This window comes from Sphingomonas sp. PEI4, assembly GCF_056679955.1.
The window spans coordinates 1,418,378-1,433,851 of record NZ_CM155258.1; the positions used below are offsets into that span (position 1 = coordinate 1,418,378).

Annotated in this window: 15 protein-coding genes and 1 tRNA gene; 13 read left to right on the forward strand and 3 right to left on the reverse strand. The window is 65.5% G+C overall.

Features of this window, described 5'->3' with window-relative positions; translation table 11 throughout:
- Positions 1–69: 69 nt before the first annotated feature.
- On the reverse strand, positions 70–396 hold the full coding sequence (locus AC1MLZ_RS06370) for a TIGR02300 family protein (protein WP_031395784.1): 327 nt from the start codon (positions 394–396) through the stop codon (positions 70–72).
- Between the two features lie 99 nt (positions 397–495).
- Between AC1MLZ_RS06370 and aroA the strand changes: the two genes are divergently transcribed.
- Both aroA and cmk read left to right on the forward strand, forming a co-directional pair.
- On the forward strand, positions 496–1,830 hold the full coding sequence (aroA, locus tag AC1MLZ_RS06375) for a 3-phosphoshikimate 1-carboxyvinyltransferase (RefSeq protein WP_480960905.1): 1,335 nt from the start codon (positions 496–498) through the stop codon (positions 1,828–1,830).
- A 2-nt stretch (positions 1,831–1,832) separates the two neighbouring features.
- Positions 1,833–2,471 (forward strand): (d)CMP kinase, encoded by a 639-nt coding sequence (gene cmk / locus AC1MLZ_RS06380; protein WP_480960906.1) that lies wholly within the window; start codon positions 1,833–1,835, stop codon positions 2,469–2,471.
- A gap of 190 nt (positions 2,472–2,661) precedes the next feature.
- On the opposite strand, the gene AC1MLZ_RS06385 is transcribed toward cmk, so the two are convergent.
- Positions 2,662–2,919 (reverse strand): SemiSWEET family transporter, encoded by a 258-nt coding sequence (locus AC1MLZ_RS06385; RefSeq protein WP_480960907.1) that lies wholly within the window; start codon positions 2,917–2,919, stop codon positions 2,662–2,664.
- 277 nt (positions 2,920–3,196) lie between these two features.
- Here AC1MLZ_RS06385 and rpsA point away from each other — a divergent pair, with 277 nt between their 5' ends.
- The 5 genes from rpsA (at position 3,197) to AC1MLZ_RS06410 (ending at position 7,476) form a co-directional block, all read left to right on the forward strand.
- A complete protein-coding gene (gene rpsA, locus AC1MLZ_RS06390) occupies positions 3,197–4,915 on the forward strand; it encodes a 30S ribosomal protein S1 (protein WP_480960908.1) in 1,719 nt (572 codons plus the stop codon).
- Positions 4,916–5,074: 159 nt separating this feature from the next.
- Positions 5,075–5,353, forward strand: coding sequence for an integration host factor subunit beta (locus tag AC1MLZ_RS06395; protein WP_176501355.1), 279 nt, complete (start codon positions 5,075–5,077; stop codon positions 5,351–5,353).
- Positions 5,354–5,459: 106 nt separating this feature from the next.
- Positions 5,460–5,543 (forward strand) — tRNA-Leu (locus tag AC1MLZ_RS06400).
- 29 nt (positions 5,544–5,572) lie between these two features.
- A complete protein-coding gene (locus AC1MLZ_RS06405) occupies positions 5,573–7,045 on the forward strand; it encodes an ABC transporter substrate-binding protein (protein ID WP_480960909.1) in 1,473 nt (490 codons plus the stop codon).
- Positions 7,046–7,050: 5 nt separating this feature from the next.
- Entirely contained in the window at positions 7,051–7,476 is a 426-nt protein-coding gene (locus AC1MLZ_RS06410; protein WP_480960910.1) for a DUF4112 domain-containing protein, read from the forward strand.
- Between the two features lie 37 nt (positions 7,477–7,513).
- Here AC1MLZ_RS06410 and AC1MLZ_RS06415 read toward each other — a convergent pair whose 3' ends face one another.
- The gene (locus tag AC1MLZ_RS06415) at positions 7,514–8,965 is read right to left on the reverse strand and encodes a L,D-transpeptidase family protein (RefSeq protein WP_480960911.1); all 1,452 of its coding nucleotides are present in this window, start codon (positions 8,963–8,965) and stop codon (positions 7,514–7,516) included.
- A gap of 166 nt (positions 8,966–9,131) precedes the next feature.
- On the opposite strand from AC1MLZ_RS06415, the gene AC1MLZ_RS06420 reads away from it, so the two are divergent.
- The 6 genes from AC1MLZ_RS06420 to trpB all read left to right on the forward strand — a co-directional run bounded on the left by AC1MLZ_RS06420 (position 9,132) and on the right by trpB (position 15,347).
- A complete protein-coding gene (locus tag AC1MLZ_RS06420; RefSeq protein WP_480960912.1) occupies positions 9,132–9,857 on the forward strand; it encodes an endonuclease/exonuclease/phosphatase family protein in 726 nt (241 codons plus the stop codon).
- Positions 9,858–9,882: 25 nt separating this feature from the next.
- Entirely contained in the window at positions 9,883–12,171 is a 2,289-nt protein-coding gene (locus AC1MLZ_RS06425) for a patatin-like protein (RefSeq protein WP_480960913.1), read from the forward strand.
- A 105-nt stretch (positions 12,172–12,276) separates the two neighbouring features.
- Positions 12,277–12,639, forward strand: a complete 363-nt coding sequence (locus AC1MLZ_RS06430) for a hypothetical protein (protein WP_480960914.1) — start codon at positions 12,277–12,279, stop codon at positions 12,637–12,639.
- The gene (pyrF, locus tag AC1MLZ_RS06435) at positions 12,639–13,313 is read left to right on the forward strand and encodes an orotidine-5'-phosphate decarboxylase (RefSeq protein ID WP_480960915.1); all 675 of its coding nucleotides are present in this window, start codon (positions 12,639–12,641) and stop codon (positions 13,311–13,313) included. The genes AC1MLZ_RS06430 and pyrF overlap by 1 nt, the downstream gene beginning before the upstream one ends.
- A gap of 62 nt (positions 13,314–13,375) precedes the next feature.
- Positions 13,376–14,008 (forward strand): phosphoribosylanthranilate isomerase, encoded by a 633-nt coding sequence (locus tag AC1MLZ_RS06440; RefSeq protein WP_480960916.1) that lies wholly within the window; start codon positions 13,376–13,378, stop codon positions 14,006–14,008.
- A 97-nt stretch (positions 14,009–14,105) separates the two neighbouring features.
- Complete coding sequence (trpB, locus tag AC1MLZ_RS06445) at positions 14,106–15,347, forward strand: tryptophan synthase subunit beta (RefSeq protein ID WP_480960917.1); 1,242 nt, start codon at positions 14,106–14,108, stop codon at positions 15,345–15,347.
- Positions 15,348–15,474: the final 127 nt, after the last annotated feature.

Genomic DNA, 15,474 nt, shown 5'->3' on the forward strand with positions numbered 1-15,474 from the left:
GCCCGGGTTGGCAAGCGGCGTAAACACCGCTTGCCAAATTTCTTTCAAACCAACGCCGATCTTCTCAGATCAACGCTCGTGTTCGTCCTGCGGAGTCTCGACGCCGAGGTCGTCGTCGCCGCCGAGATCGACTTCGTCGTCCGCCGACGGCTCTTCGTCCTCGCCGGTGATCGAGGCGATGTCCTCTTCCTCGTCACCCTCGAGATCCGCGTCGGGCTTCTTGGTGTCGGGCTTGGCGACCTCGAACGGCAGCGGCTGCTTCGACTTGAGGATGGGCTCGGGCTCCCACGCATACCCGCATTCGATGCAGGTCACGGGGTCGGCTTTTTCGAGGTCGTAGAAACGCGTCGCGCATTTCGGGCACGAACGCTTCGTGCCCCATTCCGGCTTGATCATGCCGATAGAACCTTTCGGATGAATGGATTGCGGGGGGATACCCTCGCAAAGTGGGCGCGCCTTGCCATAGCGCAAGGCCACTGTCAAAAGCCCGGCCCCATGACACACCCCCTTCCCCAGCCGCTCGACGTCGTCGCGCGCGGTCCGTTGACCGGTTCGATCGCGGTTCCCGGCGACAAGTCGATCAGCCACCGCGCGTTGATGTTCGCCAGTCTCGCGGTCGGCACCAGCCGGATCGAGGGATTGCTGGAGGGCGAGGACGTGCTCGCCACCGCCGCCGCGATGCGGGCGATGGGCGCGACGATCGAGCGTCAGGACGATGGCATCTGGGTCGTCGACGGCGTCGGGGTCGGTGGACTGCTCCAGCCCGAGACCGCGCTGGAGATGGGCAATTCGGGGACGTCGACGCGGTTGCTGATGGGACTGGTTTCGAGCCATCCGATCACCTGCACTTTTACTGGCGATGCCTCACTGTCGGGGCGGCCGATGGGGCGGGTGATCGAGCCGTTGTCGCAGATGGGGGCGGACATCACGTCTTCACCGGGTGGGCGGCTGCCGTTGATGGTGCGCGGGATGTGTCCCGCCGTGCCGATCGAATACACGCTGCCGGTCGCGTCGGCGCAGGTGAAGTCGGCGATTTTGCTGGCCGGGCTCAACACGCCGGGGATCACGAGAGTCATCGAGCCGGTCGCGACGCGCGATCATAGCGAGCGGATGCTGACCGGGTTCGGCGCCAAGCTGACCGTCGAGGAAACCGAGGCCGGGCGGATCATCTCGATCACCGGCGAAGCGGAGCTGAAGCCGCAGGATATCGTCGTACCGGGCGATCCGTCGTCGTCGGCGTTCTGGCTGGTGGCGGCGTCGATCGTGCCGGGGTCGGATATCGTCGTGCGCAACGTCGGGCTCAACCCGACGCGGATCGGGATCGTCACGGCTTTGCGGATGATGGGCGCGGATATCACCGAGCTCGACCAGCGCACCGTCGGTGGCGAGCCGGTCGCGGACCTGAGGGTCCGGCATGCGCCGCTGACTGCGATCGAGGTGCCGGCCGATCTCGCGCCGAGCATGATCGACGAATATCCGGTGCTGTTCGTGGCCGCTGCCTTCGCGACCGGCACGACCATAGCCCGCGGCGCACATGAGTTGCGGGTCAAGGAATCGGACCGGATCACGACGATGCGGATCGCGCTCGAAGCTTGCGGGGTTGTTTGCGAGGAGTTCGAAGACGGCATGGCGATCACCGGCTCGGGCGGCGCGGTGATTCGCGGTGGCGCTCGGGTTGCCTCGAAACTCGACCACCGCATCGCAATGAGCATGGTGGTGGCTGGACTTGGGAGCAGCGAGCCCGTCACGATTGACGATGTATCGCCGGTGGCGACGAGCTATCCCGTGTTCTTCCGGTCGCTCGATGCGCTGACCGGACGGGGGGAATAAGAATGATTATCGCAGTCGACGGTCCGGCGGCATCGGGCAAGGGCACGATCGCACGTGCCTTGGCCAAGCATTACAAACTGCCGTATCTCGATACCGGGCTGCTCTACCGTGCGGTCGCGCTGAGCGTGGCGCGGATGGGGCTCGATCCGGAAACCGAAGCGGACGCGGTCGCGGCGTGCGATTTCAGCGATGCACTGTTGAGCGATCCGGCGTTGCGCGACGACGAGATCGGCGCGCTCGCGTCGGTGGTGTCGGCACATCCGCTGGTCCGCGCGGCGTTGCTGCACCGGCAGAAGCGGTTCGCGGCGCAGGAGGGTGGCGCGATTCTCGACGGGCGCGACATCGGCACGGTAATCGCGCCGGATGCGGATGCGAAGCTGTTCGTGAAGGCCACGCCGAATATCCGGGCGCAGCGGCGGCATGCGGAGTTGCAGGCTCGGGGTGGCACGGCGAGCAAGGATCGGGTACTGGCGGATATTCGGGCTCGGGATGCTCGGGATAGTGGGCGGTCTACCGCGCCCTTGGTGATGGCGGCGGATGCTGCGTTGCTGGATACGAGCTTTTTGTCGATCGAGGCTTCGGTGCAGCGGGCGGTGGCGTTGGTTGAGGCGCAGCGGGCGAAGAAGGCGGCTTCGGTTTAAGCTACACCTCCCCCTCCCTACCCCCCCGGCGAAGGCCGGGGCCCAATTGGAACGTCCGCAGTAACGAAGCGCGGTCTGAAGTTAGTACCGTCCCCCAATTGGGCCCCGGCCTCCGCCGGGTGGTGCGGGAGTCGGGATAATCTACCGCGAACTAACACGCGGGAGAACAGGGAAGAGCGAGCGCCCCTCCTTAAAGCGCAGTAACCAACGCCACCGCCCCGAACACTACCCCCGGCGCATTGGCCACGACGATCGGCCAATCCCGCCTGTCCTTCAAAAACCCATACCCCACCCACAACGCGCAGTTCACCATCGTCGCGAACGGCTGGACCACGGATCCCTTCTGCCCCGAAAGGTTCAGCATGATCTGATCGATGTACGACAGGTACATCACGATCGCCGTCACGGTGGCGACCCAGCCCAGCACGAGAATGCCGCGTTCGTTCAAATCTTCGCTCCTGTGGTGAAGCGGCCCTAACGAACCGTCGACGAACTTGCTCCGAGACACGGTTTCGGCTACAAGCAAGCGTCCGGCGAGCGATGCTCGTGGAGGAAGGCGCGGAGACCCACGAGTCTCACGCGCCGTTTTCGCATTCAGCGTCTACGTCCTCCGCAGCCTTCGTGCCGTCCGGATGCCGTGCCGACATTCGGTCGTCGCGGCAACGAAGGCCAAGACCAGCGGACCCAACCGCTTGGCCGGAAACAGACTAGGATTACTGAATTCTATGGCAACCCAGGTAATGCCGACCCGCGACGATTTCGCGGCGATGCTGAACGAAACGCTCGGCGACGCCGACAGCTTCGAGGGCCGCGTGGTGCATGGCACCGTGACCGGCATCGAGAACGACATGGCCGTCATCGACGTCGGTCTGAAGTCGGAAGGCCGCGTGCCGCTTCGCGAATTCGCAGCGCCGGGCCAGAAGGCTGACCTCAAGGTCGGCGACGAAGTCGAAGTCTATGTCGACCGCGTCGAGAACGTCCACGGCGAAGCGATGCTTAGCCGCGATCGCGCCCGTCGCGAAGCCGCATGGGACAAGCTGGAAACCGAATTCTCCAAGACGACCCGCGTCGAAGGCGTGATCTTCGGCCGCGTGAAGGGTGGCTTCACCGTCGACCTGAACGGCGCCGTCGCGTTCCTGCCCGGTTCGCAGGTCGATATCCGCCCCGTGCGCGATGTCACCCCGCTGATGGACATCCCCCAGCCGTTCCAGATCCTGAAGATGGACCGCAAGCGCGGCAACATCGTCGTGTCGCGTCGCGCCGTTCTCGAAGAGACGCGCGCAGAACAGCGTTCGGGCCTGATCCTCAGCCTGGCCGAGGGCCAGATCATCGACGGCGTCGTCAAGAACATCACCGATTACGGTGCGTTCGTTGATCTCGGCGGCATCGATGGCCTGCTGCACGTCACCGATCTCAGCTACAAGCGCGTCGGTCACCCGAGCGAAGTCCTGAACATCGGCGACACCGTCAAGGTGCAGATCATCCGCATCAACAAGGACACCCAGCGCATCAGCCTCGGCATGAAGCAGCTGGAGAGCGATCCCTGGGATGGCGCGATGGTCAAGTACCCGGTCGGCGCAAAGCTCACCGGCCGCGTCACGAACATCACCGAATATGGTGCGTTCGTCGAGCTGGAAGCGGGCATCGAAGGCCTCGTCCACGTGTCGGAAATGTCCTGGACGAAGAAGAACGTCCATCCGGGCAAGATCGTGTCGACCTCGCAGGAAGTCGACGTCATGGTCCTCGAAGTCGATTCCGAGAAGCGTCGCATCTCGCTCGGCCTCAAGCAGGCCCAGGCCAATCCTTGGGAGGCCTTCGCTGCCGCTCATCCCATCGGTTCGACCGTCGAAGGCGAAGTCAAGAACGCGACCGAGTTCGGTCTGTTCATCGGCCTCGACAACGATGTCGACGGCATGGTCCACATGTCCGACATCGCCTGGGGCGTTTCGGGTGAAGACGCGCTCAACCTGCATCGCAAGGGTGAGACCGTCGAAGCAGTCGTGCTCGACATCGACGCCGAGAAGGAGCGTATCTCGCTCGGCATGAAGCAGCTCGAGCGCGGCGGGCCATCGGCCGGCGGCATCGCAGCGGCAGGCGACAAGCTGAACAAGAACGCGGTCGTTACCGTGACTGTCCTCGAAGTCCGCGACGCGGGCCTCGAAGTGCAGCAGGGCGACGATGGCGCGACCGGCTTCATCAAGCGCACGGATCTGGGTCGCGATCGCGACGAGCAGCGTCCGGAGCGTTTCCAGGTCGGCCAGAAGTTCGACGCGATGGTCACCGGCTTCGATCGTTCGAAGAAGCCGACCTTCTCGATCAAGGCGATGCAGATCTCCGAAGAGAAGCAGGCTGTGGCGCAGTACGGTTCGTCGGATTCCGGCGCGACCCTCGGCAACATCCTGGGCGAGGCTCTCAAGGCCCGTACGGACGCCGAGAAGAAGTAAAGTCACGCTTTACCGTTGAAATTGCCCGGCATGTCTCGAACATGCCGGGCTTTTTCTTGTCTAGGTCACTTTGGTTTTTGACTGTGCCCGGATTAGTGCTAATGCCTCGCAGATTGACCTGTATCAATATGTAAGTGCTTTAGATGGGCGGGGGCTCGAATGATCCGATCTGAACTGGTCCTTAAGATCGCCGAGGCGCATCCGGACCTGCAGCCTAACGAAGTGGAGCTGATCGTCAGCACCTTCTTCGATGAGATATCGAAACGACTGGCTGCCGATGGCCGGGTCGAACTGCGCGGTTTTGGCGCATTCTCCACGCGCGCACGCGATGCCCGCACGGGTCGCAACCCGCGTACCGGCGAAGTCGTCGAGGTCGAGGCGAAGCGCGTGCCGTACTTCAAACCAGGCAAGGAAATGCGCGCACGTCTGAACGTGTGAGCGGTACCGACCCTCACGCGACACGCGCGTCAGGGGCATGGAATATGTGATACTTCGAGCAAGATGGGTTGACCCTGCGCGCGACCTCGTCTTGTTGGGGCCGTGTGCGGACGTGGCGAAACCGGTAGACGCAGGAGACTTAAAATCTCCCTCCCTAGGAATGCGGGTTCGAGTCCCGCCGTCCGCACCATTCGGGTTGCCCGGCGCGCTCGTAGACTGATGCTCGCCGGCAGCTTCCTGCTTGCCGGGTCCGCGATATTGGCCGGGTGCGATCGACGGCCCGATACCGGCGCGGTGATCGTGAGCGCGATCGGATCCGCGCCGCGCCTTGCCGACGCCAGCCGCGTTGCGCTCGACACCCCTGCCCGCCTGATGATGGATTCGACCGCGCAAGGGCTCGTCCGGTTCGATGCCGCGGGACAGATCGAACCGGGCATCGCCGAGCGCTGGATCGTGATCGACAACGGCATGAGCTACATCTTCCGCCTGCGAGAAGGCGATTGGGGTGATGGTACGCCGGTTACCGCCGAGCAGGTCGTCGCCATGCTCCAGCGCCAGATCGGCGGCGCGATCGCCGCGAACGGAAGCCGCCATGGCTCGCGCAATCCGCTGGCCCCCTTCCTCACCGCGATCGACGAGATCGTCGTGATGACCCCGCAAGTGATCGAGGTGCGGCTGTCGCGCCCCCGCCCGGACCTGCTCAAGCTGTTCGCGCAGCCCGAACTCGCCTTGCTCCGGCTTCGGCCTTCGGGGGGCACCGGCCCGTTCCGAATCGCACATCGGGGCCGCGCGCCGCTGTTGCGCCCCGCGTTCGATCCGGGCCAAGCCGATCCGGACGATCAGCGCGAGGCGCGGCCGCAGGAAGACGTACGGCTCATCGGCGAACGCGCCGCACGGGCCATCGCCCGGTTCGCCAACCGTGATTCGGATCTGGTCAGCGGTGGCAGCTTCATCGACTGGCCGTTGCTGGCGACCGCGGACGTGGCGCCGGCCAGTGTACGCGTCGACCCTGCGGTCGGCCTGTTCGGACTAGCGATCGTCCGCCGCGAGGGTTTTCTCGCCGATGCCCCTAATCGCGCGGCAGTGTCGGAAGCGATCGATCGGACCGCGCTCACCACGGCGATCGCGCCTGCATGGGATCCCGCTGACCGCATCCTGCCCGACATCCTCGACTCCGCATCATTGCCGCAGGTCCCCGCCTGGACGCTGTTGACGCAGGACGAACGCCGCGTTGCCGCCCGACAGCGGGTGGCCGCGTGGACAGGCGGACCGATCACGCTGCGGATCGCGCTCCCCGCCGGGCCGGGCGCGACGTTGCTGTACGCGCAGGTCGCCGCCTCGTTGATGGCGATCGGCATTACCCCCGTGCGCGTTGGGATCGACGACGCCGCAGACCTGAAACTGGTCGACACGGTGGCTCCCTATGACAGTGCGCGCTGGTATCTCGCCACGGCCTGCGTGACGTGTGGCGATGCTGCCCAGGCCGCGCTCGAAGCCGCTCGCGAAGCTCCGACGCTGGCGGAACGCGGCGTGCGGATCGCCGCGGCCGATGCGGCAATGAACGAGGACGTCGCGTTCATTCCCTTGGCGCGGCCGTTACGCTGGTCGCTGGTCGCTACCCGGCTTCGACAGTGGCAGGCCAATAGTCGCGCATGGCACCCGTTGAACCGGCTCCGCCCCGACACCAACTAGATTGCATGAACCCACGCGCCACCCCCATAACGCCCGGCATGACCTTCGATGCCCTTCCCCTGGGCCGCGACGCCCTGTCGGTCCGCCGCCGCGTCGAAGCGATGGAGCGCGTGATGGAAGGTCTGTTCGTCATCCCCGGCACCAACCGCAAGGTTGGGATGGACGTCATTCTCGACATGATTCCGGTCGCCGGCAGCACAATCGCTGCGGCGGTCGGCACCTGGATGGCGTGGGAGGCGCGCAACATCGGCGTGTCGAAGATCCAGATGGCGCGGATGTTCGGCAATATCGGAATCGACTGGGCGTTGGGGATGATCCCCTTCGTCGGCGCCATCCCCGACTTCTTCTTCCGATCGAACACGCGCAACCTGCGGATCATCAAGCGCCATCTCGACAAGCACTACCCGGCGACCACGACGCTGGAGGGATGAAGCCGCCGGCCCGCCCCTCCTCGACCGACCGGCGAATTTACGGGCCTACGTCGGCGTCGCGTGCAGTCGGCTTGTAGGTCGCGCTCGAACCAAGGCCTAGCGCTACGGCGACCCGGTCGTTCCAGCCGTAAGGATCGGCGCGGATCACCGGTTCGCCGGCGTCGTCGAACAGCACCGTCTGGTACAGCAACCGGACCGGAATTTCCTTAGGTAGCTTTACGAACGTCTCCTTACCGGTCGCGCGCGCCTGATGCCACTGATCGGTAACGCCTTCGTCCTTCGCCAGCATCTCGGCAAACCCGAGCGCATCCTCGACGCGAACACAACCATGGCTGCGCTGGCGCTGGATTTCGGCGAACAACTGCTTGGCGGGCGTATCGTGGAGGTAGATCGCATGATCGTTCGTCATGTCGAATTTGACGAGGCCGAGCGAGTTCTTGGGTCCTGACTGTTGGACGAGCCAACCATCCTTCCACGCCAGGTTATTGGCGCGGAGGTATCCTGCGCCCTTGCCGGTTATCTCCTTCTTCTCGACCGAGCGAGGCACCGTCCAGGTCGGATTGGCGACGAGGCGGAAGATCGGCGAGCCGAGCTGCGGGGTTTCCTTGCCGGGTTCGCCGACCACGACCTTGCGGCTGTCCACCAGCTTGCCATCGCGCCAATAGCTCAGTCGTGCCGCCGCGAGGTTGACGTCGATCCGCGTGGTCGGCGCGTTGCGATCGAGCCAGCGGAGCCTCTCCATATTGACCGCGATAGCTCGCGCCCGATCGGCATCGGACAGGTTGAGGATGCCCAGTGCTGCGCTGCCGATCATGCCGTCGGGCTTGATGCCGTAGTCGGCCTGCATCTTCCTGATCGCGAGGATCATCGCCGGGGTCAGGCGATCGCCCTGCGCCGCCGCCTTGTCGAGATAGTCGAACGCGACCAGCTGATGCGCGATTGCAGCCACGCGCGGATCGGATTCGCCGGGCTTGATCGGCTTGCCGGTGTCGGGAATCGCGGATGCCGGGGTCTGCTCCCATTTCGACGTCGCGAGATAGGCCTTGGACAGGCGAACGTAATTCCCGTCCTGCGGCGCCAGCCCCGCGAGCCATTTGCCGACATCGCCGGCCTGAAGCGCCGCGGCGAGACCACGGCCAAGGTCCACCTGAGGACGCGGCACGGTATAGACGTCGAACAACTTGGTCGGATCGGTCGCGCCCTGCGACAGCGCCTTGCCGTATGCCAGCGCAGCCTGGGTCAAGGCATCGTCGCCGGCACCGGGTTGCGCGCTCGCATCGAAACTCATCCGGTCGAGGCCGTGAGCGCCGCGCGCCGCGATTGCCTTGCGCAACTGCCCGGCGGTGGTGGTGGTCCATCCCGTTGGCGTGCCCGCCGGGACCACTGCCGGTTCTTGCTGGTTCGTCCCCGCCGTGGTGGTGTTAACCTCGCAAGCCGAAAGTGCACACGTCATCGCCAGCAGCGATGCACCGATCAAACTAAAACGCACAGCATTCCCCCATCATCTGGACATAGAACGCAGGGCGCGCGGCTCTGCTCCACGGCGGGAGAGCGGCGGCGTAATTCTTCCAGCGATCGACGGCCCGTGCCTTTTGCATGTCGCGCGCCGTCATTCTGCAACCCGTATCGTGCCCGTCGCGTTATAGGGCCAACGCATGATCAAGGTCGCCAGCTACAATATCCACAAGGGCATCGGGCTCGACCGTCGGCGCAATCCCGAACGTGTGGTCGAGGTCCTGCGCGAGATCGATGCGGACGTGATCGCGCTCCAAGAGGCAGATCGGCGGTTCGGTGCGAAGGCCTGCGTCCTCCCGCACCATCTGCTCGAGGAGCATAGCGATTGGACCCCGGTCGATTTCGGCCTGCGGTCGCTGAGCATGGGCTGGCACGGCAACGTCATTCTCGTCCGCAAGTCTGCGAAAGTCATCGACGGCGAGGCGATACATCTACCCGCACTCGAACCGCGCGGGGCCGTAAAGGCGGACATACGGTTCGGAGAAGATACGATCCGGGTGCTCGGCATGCATCTGGATCTGTCCGGGCTTTGGCGGCGCAAGCAGGCGGCTGCCATCCTGAACCATGTCGATACCTGCACGCATCGCCATCCGACCGTACTGATGGGGGATCTGAACGAATGGAGCGCGGGTGCCGGCTGCCTGCGCGATTTCGGGCGCGACTATTCGTTTGCAGAGACGGGCGCGAGTTTCCATTCGCGGCGCGCGGTCGCGCGGCTCGACCGGATCATGGTGTCGGACGACCTTAAGATCGTCGATTGCGGCGTGCATGCGAGCGCGGCTGCGCGCAAAGCGTCGGATCATCTGCCGATCTGGGCTATGCTGGAGCCGATGACCCTGAAGCCGGAAGGGCCGCAAACCCCGTGATCGCCACCGCGACGAGGATGTAGGAATGCGCGAGAAAGAACTGCGCCTCGCGCTCGTCTGCTATGGCGGGATCAGCCTGGCGGTCTACATGCACGGCATCACCAAGGAGATCTGGCGGCTGGTCCGCGCGAGCCGCGCCTTCCACGACGGCGAAACGCCGAAGGGCGGCAGCGAGGGCGTCTATCACGCGCTGCTCCAGGAGATCGAGGATCACGGCGCGATCCGGGTCCGAGTCCTGGCCGACATCATCGCGGGCGCCAGCGCGGGCGGGATCAACGGCATCTTCCTCGCGCAGGCGATCGCGACCGGACAGAGCCTCGATCCGCTGACCGACCTCTGGATGACGTCCGCCGACGTCGAGGCGCTGATCGATACCGAGGCGGCACCCAAGTCGCGGTTCTCGAAGGCCTGGGCGATGCCGCTGGCGTGGATGGCGGCAGGGCGCAGTACCGACAAGGTCGATGCGCTGGACGAGCCCACGCGGGAGGAGGTGCGGACCAAGCTGTCGCACTTCATCCGATCGCGCTGGTTCGAGCCTCCGTTCGGCGGCAAGACCTTTACCAACCTGTTGCTCGACGCGTTCGATGCGATGGCGGCGAGCGAACGCGGGCCGCGGCTGTTGCCGCTGGGCCAACCATTGGACCTGTTCGTGACGGTGACCGATTTCTCGGGCCACCCGGAACGATTGCAGCTTAACTCCCCGCCCGAAGTGGTGGAGACCGAACACCGCCTGATGGTCGACTTCACGGATAATGGTGGCGTTTGCGATACGCTCGCGCCTTCTGGCGAGCTCGCCTTTGCAGCGCGGGCGACGTCGAGTTTCCCGGGCGCATTTCCGCCGTTCACGGTGGCCGAACTCGACGGCGTGCTGAAGGACCGCAAGATCGCCTGGCCGGAACGCGGCAGCTTCCTTGCGCGTGTCCTCCCTCGTCATACCGCGGCCAACGCAGCCGAGAACGCCGTGCTGATCGACGGCTCGGTACTTGCCAACGCGCCGTTCCGGCCTGCGCTCGATGCGCTGAAGGAACGCCCCGCACGCCGCCAGATCGACCGGCGTTTCATCTACATAGACCCCTCGCCCGACATCAAGCTCCGGCTCAATCGCGGTGGCGGGACGCCGGGGTTCTTCCAGACGATCATCGGCGCGATCAGCGACATTCCGCGCCAGCAACCGATCCGCGACAATCTGGAGGCGATCGCCGAACGCTCCGCCCGGATCGACCGGATGCGCGGCATCCTGACCGCGATCCGTCCCGAGGTGGAGGCCGACGTCGAGTCGCTGTTCGGCCACACGCTGTTCCTCGACCGGCCGACCGCACCGCGGCTCATCGCGTGGCGGCGTCGCGCGCAGAAGGCGGCGGCTGCAAGTTCGGGCTATGGTTTCGTCGCGTATGGCCATCTGAAACGTAGCGCGGTGATCGAGACGCTGGCGTTGCTGATGTTCGATGCCGGGGAGCACCACCGGCCGCGGCGATTGGCACAAATCCGAGCCGCGATCGTCGCGCATGTCGCTGCATCGGGCGCGGACCTGCTCGGTTCGGGGCATCCGGGCGGCGCAAGTGCTGCGTCGATCGCGTTCCTGCGAACCTTCGACATCGGCTTCCGCATCCGTCGGTTGCGGTTGATGGCGCGGCGCCTGTCGGAGGTGGAAACGGCCGCCGATGAGCCCGAACTGGGGCCGATGCGCGACGCGATCTACGAGTCGTTGTCGCCGTATCTCGATCGGTTGCGGGGCGAAATGCATGTCGGGCTGCACGATCCGGTGCGCGCCATGAGAGGCGACGCCACCGCCGTACTGGAAACGCTCGGCCGGACGTTCGACCTGGATCGGCTCGATGCGGAGACCGACCAGCGGCTGGCGGCGGCGTTCGCCGCACTCGCCAAGTCGACGCGGCGGACGCTGTTGCTCGCCTATCTCGGCTTCCCGTATTTCGATACGGCGACCCTGCCGCTGCTGCAGGGCGAAGGACTCGACGAGTTCGACCCGATCAAGGTCGACCGGATCGCGCCGGACGATGCGACCTCGATCCGGTCCGGGGGTGCGGAGGCGACATTGAAGGGCATCCAGTTCGGGACGTTCGGCGCGTTCTTCAGCCGCACCTACCGCGAGAATGATTATCTCTGGGGTCGCCTTCACGGAGCCGAGCGCATGATCGACATCACAGTCTCGACATTGCCGCAGACGGTGCGGATGAAGCCCGGCCGCGTTGCCGCGATCAAGCGCTCGGCGTTCCTCGCAATTCTCGACGAGGAGGAGCCGAGGCTGACCACGATACTGCCGCTGATCGCGCAGTTGCGTACTGAAATCGGCTGAAGGCCGCACTTGTTCGGTAGAAGACTGGCCAAACGGGCGATCTGGCGGTAGCTCTCGGGTCCCCATCGGCGCTTCGGCACCGAGGGACGCGATAGAGGTGGCCACATGCAGTTCCTGAAAATCCTGTTCTGGTGCCTGCTGGCGTTCGTCGCCGCAGTGTTCACCATCAGCAACTGGAACGCCGTACAGATCCAGCTTTGGGGTGGACTCATCGCCGACGTGAACCTGCCGCTGCTGCTGCTGGTGACGTTCCTGATCGGGTTCGTCCCGACGATGATCTACAATCACGCGATCCGGTGGCGACTGCGTCAGCGCCTTGCGACGTGCGAGCGTTCGTTGGCGGACCTGCGTACGCCGCGGCCGGAGACAGTGGTTGCGGTGCCGCCGGTCGCGGGGCCGGCGGAGACGCCCGCTATCGTTACGCCATCCGCCATTACGCCCACCACCGTTCCGCCGAGCGTCTCCTGATGACCAACCGTATCTTCGTCGCGCTCGACACGCCCGACCTCGCCCGCGCCAAGGCCATCGCTACCCGGGTTCGCCATCATGTCGGCGGGATCAAGCTCGGCCTCGAATTCTTTTCCGCGCATGGCCAGCCCGGCGTGCACGCGATGGCGGAATTCGACCTGCCGATCTTCCTTGACCTGAAGCTGCACGACATTCCCAACACCGTCGCCAAGGCGGTGCAGGCACTAGGCGCGCTGAAGCCGGCGATCCTGACGGTCCATGCCAGCGGCGGCCGCGCGATGCTGGAGGATGCCAAGGCAGCGGCACCGATCGGTACCAAGATCATCGCGGTAACGATGCTGACGAGCCTGGACGCGTCCGATCTCGCCGCGACCGGCGTGGTCGGTAGCGCGCACGACCAGGTCACGCGCCTGACCGAACTCGCCTGCGAGGCGGGCGTCGACGGTATCGTATGCTCAGGCGCCGAAGTTGCCGCGGCCAAGGCGATCTGGCCAAAGGGGTTCTTCGTCGTCCCCGGCGTACGCCTGCCCGATGGCCAGATCGGCGACCAGAAACGCGTCGTTACGCCGCGCCAGGCGCTCGACGCCGGCGCCTCCATCCTGGTGGTCGGTCGCCCGATCACGCAGGCCGAGGACCCCGACGCCGCCGCCCGCGCGATGGCCGCGACGCTCTGAACGGCCGCCGTCATCCTGACGAAGTCGGGATTACGAGACGTGTTGCTGCCGAAGGAACCAGCATGACTACCGCCAAGATCTGCGGCCTCTCTACCCCCGCGACGCTCGACGCCGCGATCCGGCATGGAGCGAGCCATGTCGGGTTCGTCTTCTTTCCCGCCTCCCCTCGCCACGTGACGTTCGCCAAGGCCGCCGAACTCGCCGCACGCGTACCGGGGCACGTCGCGAAGGTCGGCGTGTTCGTCGATCCGGAGGACGACATGCTCGAACAGGCGATCGGCGCGGCGGCGCTCGACGTGCTGCAACTCCACAAGGTGGCTCCGCCACGCGCCGCCGCGATCCGTGCGAAGTTCGGGATCGAGACCTGGGTCGCGGTGGCGGTTCGCACGCGCCGCGATCTCGATGCCGCGCACGGGTTCGTGGGAGTCGCCAACCGCATCCTCTACGACGCGAAGACTCCGGACTCGGCGGCATTGCCGGGCGGGATGGGATTGCGGTTCGACTGGGACCTGCTGGAGGGCTTCAAGCATCCGCTGCCCTGGGCGCTGTCGGGTGGGCTTGACCCGGCCAACGTGGCGGAGGCGATCCGGCGGACCGGGGCGGAATTGGTCGATGTCTCGTCTGGCGTCGAAAGCGGGCCTGGCACCAAGGACGAAACGAAGATCGCGACGTTCCTGAGGGCGACTACCTCCTAAGTTGTTCACGCGCGAAGGCGGGTGCCCAGACTGGATCCCCGCCTTCACGGGGATACAAGGGCTTGGCGCACCGTACCGAGGTGCTAAAGCGCTCCGCATGAACGCTCCCACTCTCGCTCCAAACTCCTACCGCGCCCAGCCCGACGAGCGCGGCCATTTCGGCGCGTTCGGCGGCCGCTATGTCGCCGAGACGCTGATGCCGCTCGTCCTCGAACTCGACGAGGCGTACCGCGCCGCCAAGGCCGACCCGGCGTTCAAGGCGCAGTTCGACGACCTGCTCGAACATTATGTCGGCCGCCCGAGCCCGCTCTACTACGCCGAGCGCCTGACCGAAGCGCTCCGGGAGTCCGCCCCCGAAGGCATGGGGGCGCAGGTCTGGTTCAAGCGCGACGAACTCAACCACACCGGCGCGCACAAGATCAACAACTGCATCGGCCAGATCCTGCTCGCGATGCGGATGGGCAAGACGCGGATCATTGCCGAGACCGGCGCGGGCCAGCACGGCGTCGCGACCGCCACAGTCTGCGCGCGATTCGGCCTGCCCTGCGTGATCTACATGGGCGCAAAGGACGTCGAGCGGCAGGCGCCCAACGTGTTCCGCATGAAGCTGCTCGGCGCCGAAGTGCGGCCTGTCACGAGCGGCGCGCACACTCTGAAGGACGCGATGAACGAGGGCATGCGCGATTGGGTCGCGAACGTCCACGACACCTTCTACATCATCGGCACCGCCGCCGGCCCGCATCCGTATCCGGAGATGGTGCGCGATTTCCAGAGCGTCATCGGTATAGAGGCACGCGCGCAGATGCTGTCGCGCGTCGGTCGCCTGCCCGACCTGCTGGTCGCCGCGATCGGTGGCGGATCGAACGCGATCGGGCTGTTCCATCCGTTCCTAGACGATGCCGACGTGCAGATGCTTGGCGTCGAGGCTGCGGGCCACGGGTTGGACAAGCAGCATGCGGCGAGCCTCGCCGGGGGCTTCCCGGGCGTACTTCACGGCAACAAGACCTACCTGTTGCAGGATGAGGACGGCCAGATCACCGAGGCGCATTCCATCTCGGCCGGCTTGGACTATCCGGGAATCGGGCCGGAGCATGCATGGCTGCGCGATATCGGCCGCGTGCAGTATGACAGCGCGACCGACACCGAAGCGCTCGATGCGTTCCAGCTGTTGTGCCGGACCGAGGGCATCATCCCCGCGCTGGAGCCGAGCCACGCGATCGCAACGGTAACGAAGAAGGCGCGCGAGATGCGGCAGGACCAGATCATCCTGGCCAATCTGTGCGGCCGCGGCGACAAGGACATCTTCACCGTCGCCGAAGCACTCGGGGTGGCGATATGATCGCGTCGTCCTTCCCCCCTCCCGCACGCGGGAGGGGCCGGGGGTGGGCTCGCGCTCACGTCGTGGGCAACGCCGGTTCGAGCCGGATCACTACTATCGCCAACCGCACCACTAACGGAACCCGGGC